Source organism: Patescibacteria group bacterium (assembly GCA_024654625.1).
GTDB lineage: Bacteria > Patescibacteriota > Minisyncoccia.
This window is the reverse complement of record JANLHB010000028.1, coordinates 1-1,292: the sequence shown is the minus strand read 5'-3', so window position 1 is coordinate 1,292 and position 1,292 is coordinate 1. Positions and strand designations below refer to the sequence as shown.

Below are 1,292 nucleotides of genomic sequence, written 5' to 3'. Positions count from 1 at the left end.
TCCAACTTCTATATCCATCGCTTTAAGATAGTTTAACAACTGGGCTTCGTGCTCATTAGCAATAGTTTTTGCCGCCTTAATTTCAATTATTACTTTATCCTCCACAAGGATATCGGCAAAATACTCACCGATAATTACATTCTCATAAATAACTTTAATTGGCTTTTGTGGTACAACTTGAAGGTTTAGCTTTTTCAGCTCAAATACAAGAGCATTCTCATAAACTTTCTCTAAAAATCCATACCCCAGTTTGTTATACACTTTGTAAAATACATTTATAATTTTCTCAGTCAGTTCTGTATATTTGTAATCCTGAAAATCAGCGTTCATCTGCGTCCCAATTATTTCATGGTTAATATATCATTATCTACCCGGTAGTCATTCTCTCAACATTCCCAATTGGAAAAGCAAGCCATCTATGATATTTTTTTGCCGTTCTACCGAATCAATCGTTCCAAGTTTTTTTATCAATCGCTTTTTGTCCAATGTTCGGATTTGATAACATAAGACGATGGACTCTTTTGTTAGTCCTCCAACGCCATTTGGAATCAGTGCTTCGTTTGGATAAACATTTCGGCCTACTTTTCTTGATGTGATCGGAAGCACGTTTACAACAGGCAATAATTGATTGATTTGGCCTTCGCTAATTATCACAACAGGACGAGTCTTACCTTGCTCGGAGCCAATGGTTGGATCAAGATTAGCAAGGTAAACGTTCCATCTAAAGAAATCCATTTATTACTGCCACTCCTCTAAGTCAACGTATTTTAAATCTTCAGATACCTCTCTTAAATCTCCCATGAAAAGCTTATCCTGTGTTGCATTTTTAAGTTCATTAATTTTGTTATTATAATCTTCAGTCTTATTACGGAAAAATATAATGATCTCAACGGGATCGTTTTCCGGAACATGATCAGGGATCTTGATCAAAATTTCATGATTTTTTGGTGTTCTTACAATTTGCTTGATTGCTTCCATATTTTTCCTCTTTTGGATTTAGAATTCCATGTTTCCTCTTACTATAGTATGGGACGCAGATTGTCGCAGATTTTCAGGACTTTAAGAATCTACATCCAAAAATATTGATTTTCTAAATCACGTAAATCTGCGTTTGACAGCATCCTGTTTTATTTTCTTCTGTTATCAAAAGCTTTTCGTTTAATTTCTGGTTTATCGCCAAAGTTTAAAAGTAATCCAACTTCTATATCCATCGCTTTAAGATAGTTTAACAACTGGGCTTCGTGCTCATTAGCAATAGTTTTTGCCGCCTTAATTTCAATTATTACTTTATC

At 34.4% G+C, this 1,292-nt stretch carries 4 protein-coding genes; all 4 read right to left on the bottom strand.

All coding sequences use genetic code 11. The annotated features are described in order from the left end of the window. Positions 1-330, bottom strand: a 330-nt coding sequence (locus NUV40_03175) for a GxxExxY protein (GenBank protein ID MCR4342877.1), incomplete at its 3' end; no start/stop codon positions are given. Positions 331-378: 48 nt separating this feature from the next. Then, positions 379-735 (bottom strand): type II toxin-antitoxin system PemK/MazF family toxin, encoded by a 357-nt coding sequence (locus tag NUV40_03170; GenBank protein MCR4342876.1) that lies wholly within the window; start codon positions 733-735, stop codon positions 379-381. A 3-nt stretch (positions 736-738) separates the two neighbouring features. Continuing rightward, positions 739-978 carry a hypothetical protein gene (locus NUV40_03165; GenBank protein ID MCR4342875.1) on the bottom strand — a complete coding sequence of 80 codons (240 nt, stop codon included), beginning with the start codon at positions 976-978 and terminating at the stop codon, positions 739-741. Between the two features lie 149 nt (positions 979-1,127). Continuing rightward, positions 1,128-1,292: GxxExxY protein (locus tag NUV40_03160; protein ID MCR4342874.1), on the bottom strand; the 165-nt coding region annotated here is incomplete at its 5' end.

Excerpts from the sequence above, each read along its gene's own strand:
- NUV40_03170 (MCR4342876.1), bottom strand. The coding sequence starts at position 735 with ATGGATTTCTTTAGATGGAACGTTTACCTTGCTAATCTTGATCCAACC.
- NUV40_03165 (MCR4342875.1), bottom strand. The coding sequence starts at position 978 with ATGGAAGCAATCAAGCAAATTGTAAGAACACCAAAAAATCATGAAATT.